The sequence below is a fragment of the Bacillus sp. MYb78 genome, assembly GCF_002975115.1.
GTDB lineage: Bacteria > Bacillota > Bacilli > Bacillales > Bacillaceae_G > Bacillus_A > Bacillus_A cereus.
This window is the reverse complement of record NZ_PCOB01000057.1, coordinates 1-3658: the sequence shown is the minus strand read 5'-3', so window position 1 is coordinate 3658 and position 3658 is coordinate 1. Positions and strand designations below refer to the sequence as shown.

Here is a 3658-nt window from a genome sequence, read left to right as displayed (position 1 = left end):
AAAACACCCCCTATTTATATAAAAAACTCCCCTTGACTTCTCATAGTTGGTCTTTCATTTAAATTAGTTTAACTTATAATAAGTTAGACTAACTTTTATTCCGTAAAAATAAGTTGAATTTAATAATCCAACGTATTTATCTACCTTCTCCAACTTTAGCTTTTATACTTACATGTATTTTATTTAATAACCTTCCAATACTTTACTCCTCAATTAATGATGCACAAAAAGCACAGAAAGTAAGTAATTAGCGAAATACCATTTCTTTGTCTCGTGCATTATCAGATACTCATAACATAAGTAAATCAAGCTTAGCTGCCATTGAATCAGTTTCCTTTGCTGCCGTTTTTTTTAATTCATTCTGCGTACAGCTCTATTCTTTGGGGAATCGTTCTATAGATTGACAAATTTGCTTCAGATTCTTGTTTTTTATTGAACTATTCCTGTGTTGAAAAACTAATTATAATTAGTTAGCTTAACTAACTATAATTATAAATACATTCACATTTTATCGCAAGAGTTTTAAGAATCTTCAAATAAATGAATAGAGAGATAGAATTATTTTCATCCTAAGATACATAATCTTAAGTTGATAGTGATGCATAACAAGAATTTCGTACGTTAAGAAAAAAACTTGCTACATATGTATGTAGTAAAGTTTTTTTATTGTTTACTTCTCGCTCCACAATCAGCTTTTTTAACTAACACTTTAATTGTTTTAACAGCCTTTTGTTTAATTCCCACAAAGCCGTTTTGTTACTATTTCATTTCAAGAAATCTCTTAATCTAATTTAATAAACAACAATTTCAGTTGGTAGCGGGTTTGTTAAATCAGGAAATTGAGACGTAGTCTACCATTACTTCTTTTGGAATCATACTCCCTCCTGTTCTTAATACAATATCCCTGTAAAAGCAGGCTCTACGTATTCTCCTAAATTATCAAAATCAACAATATCTAACACAACATCATGGAGCTTGCTCGCGACTTTGACATTGCCATTCACTACATAAATCGCAATTCGTTTTTCTTCCATCTGTTTCATCCTTTCTACACCCTAGTTTTACAAAATAAGAAGTCATCAAAACTTATATTTATTACTTTCTGTTATCTCCTCACTACTGTTCTATGCATTATGTATGTAAATTTTAATTGCCTACTAAAAAATAACGTATTTGCTGGACGATTAAAAAAAAGCCAAGTGCATTGCACTCGGCTTTATGGTCGATTAAACAATTTTACTTCAGACGTATTAAATTGATGTAGATAGTCTTTAGTAGAAGTATAGCCTGAATTCATGAGTGTTTTCTTTTCTTCTTCTGTGATATCGAAATTAAACGACGGCGTAAAGAATGTATTGATAAATACAGTGCGGGCAGCATCTTCTTTGGTTGTTTTTCCGCTCTCATGACCTTTGATCATCGTTTGAGACAAATTCCATGCAAAATGAATAAGAGAATGGCCAATATGATGTTCTGTTGAAGTTGCGATATGTTTTAACATGGCAATCTCGGCCTGAGATTCTAAACGGAAACCCAGCGTTTCTTTGTTGTAGACAATTTCATCTGCAGGATCAAAAAAAGATGCATTGTATTTCGTGTGTAAGCTTCTTAGTGTAGAATGATCCTCCGTATTGCTTACCAGTTTATTAACCTCGTCAATCGTATCTGTGGTCGTGAAGTGTTCTTCTTTATTCACAAAACTTTTCCGATCAAATAAACGAATTGGGTAGTTATCGAGTACACCTCCGTCTACATAATAATCTTTATCCCATTCCACAGATTTAAAAAAGAATGGGATGGACATCGAAATCCGCACAGCAACTACTAACGGGACATCAGGTGTCGTTTCGCGAGAAAACGTACGAAGCTGGTGTGTAGAAATGTTCGTTCCTTGGAAAAACACGTCTTTTCCTGTTTTGTCATATAACTGCTGAAAGGTTGTGTCCTTACTCCCTGTCCACTTTTCAACGATCTTTCCTACCCACTCAGTGAAGAAATCCCCTTTATAGATACCAAAACCATCAAAAAATAAACGAATATTATCTTGTACAATCGAAAAATCATCATCTTTAAACGCTTTGAAATTCATGTCTTTGTGGATTTTTACAAGATCTGCGAATGGAATGGAAAGACTTAAAAGTAATGCAGTAATCGCTCCTGCTGAAGTCCCCCCAAATCGTTGTATTTCTGGTAAAATCCCTTCTTCATTTAGTGCACGGATGGCACCTATATAAGCGCTTCCCTTTACCCCGCCACCTTCAAATACTAAGTTACGAAATGGATATGCCATTATATACCTCCAATAGAGAAATTTCCGATCTGTTATAGTATCGGAAGTATATTGAAATATATTCCAAATGTTATTAAGAAAGCTTCATGCCCTCCGATACGTATGGCGGAATTATCTTTATTCAATGGATGAATTGTTTGAAAGAGAAGGAATCTGCTTGGAATGGTAATTTAGTAGGATAGGAAACAGGAAACGGAGCGTGTCTATGGATGCACTAACTAATACCCCTTTTTGAATCGTATATAACGTAACTTCTTTTCCGATGTATCCTCAAAGTAAAATCACGAGCAAAAAACCAAGAAACAATCTACATTTCATAAATCCCTCACCATCTATAACATACAATCCAGTGAAATAATTTGTTTCAGATACGTAGAAATATGATTTAACCAGCGATCAATAATCAGGTCTTCTTACCCTAAATATACCTGAATCTATTTGTTTCCATACCGGAAGAGTTAAATCATTTTGTTCCCATTCATGCAATTAAACGGATATGTATAATTGCATATATGTTTAATCACTTTTAGTGCTATATTTTAATAGCGATGAATGCTATTATTTCATAAGTTGTCAACAAGCGTTATGTATGTATGAGAAAAAGGAAGGAGCCAAATAGGTCCCTTCCTTTTTCTACTAATTAAATAAATTACCCTCTGGTAAAAATTTAATTAGTGATGCTCCTTTACAAGCATCTGATTATGCATTAAAAATGCTAGCTTTGCTTGCTGTCGGAAAAATTAAAGAGGATAGCATTAAGTTATTAAGAGACAAAAATTCATCAACACGAAGACAGATTCGTGTTGGCTAGATAAATTTGGTGATAAATACAGAAAGTAACTCTTACGATTCAATGATTCCTTTTCCTGCCTTCTACCCTTGCCACTTCTGTTTCATGACTTGTAAATATAGATCTTCAAACTCGTTAAAATGGACGCGAAAAGCACCTAATGTATCGATATAAGCAGTAATCACATCTTCTTTATTAAAATGGATCCCTTCCTGTGCTATATCATAGCTATCATCAAGGCTGTATAAATCAAAATATTCCTCTTCCCAATATACGCCTCTGTTTACTAATAAACGAGTGGAGCAGGTAAGCGCTTGTTTTACATTACATTTCTGAGCTACTAACTTTTCATTTAAGACTGAAAGAAGGATGTTTACCGAATGTTTTTCATCAACTATGCGGCTATATGACAGTAAAGCCGATTCTATATATATCAGTTTTGCTTTAGACATTAAAGATATCTCCACAATTTCATATGGCGGGTGATCATTTGCTGCAATCAACCTATCGCACCATGAAATAACCTCCTCGTATATTAATATTTAAGCCCTATTACTGGCTTAGATTTTCTTCTTAAT

At 33.6% G+C, this 3658-nt stretch carries 2 protein-coding genes and 1 pseudogene; all 3 read right to left on the bottom strand.

What is annotated here, in order from left to right:
- Positions 1 to 890: 890 nt before the first annotated feature.
- On the bottom strand, positions 891 to 1043 hold the full coding sequence (locus CQ064_RS33915; RefSeq protein ID WP_000812117.1) for a hypothetical protein: 153 nt from the start codon (positions 1041 to 1043) through the stop codon (positions 891 to 893).
- Positions 1044 to 1216: 173 nt separating this feature from the next.
- Positions 1217 to 2290: a patatin-like phospholipase family protein gene (locus CQ064_RS32855; RefSeq protein ID WP_000331139.1), complete on the bottom strand. Its 1074-nt coding sequence runs from the start codon at positions 2288 to 2290 to the stop codon at positions 1217 to 1219.
- 873 nt (positions 2291 to 3163) lie between these two features.
- Positions 3164 to 3610: pseudogene (locus CQ064_RS32845) on the bottom strand (protein kinase); the annotation flags it as partial.
- Between the last annotated feature and the right edge of the window lie 48 nt (positions 3611 to 3658).

Excerpts from the sequence above, each read along its gene's own strand:
- CQ064_RS32855 (WP_000331139.1), bottom strand. The coding sequence starts at position 2,290 with ATGGCATATCCATTTCGTAACTTAGTATTTGAAGGTGGCGGGGTAAAG.
- CQ064_RS33915 (WP_000812117.1), bottom strand. The coding sequence starts at position 1,043 with ATGAAACAGATGGAAGAAAAACGAATTGCGATTTATGTAGTGAATGGC.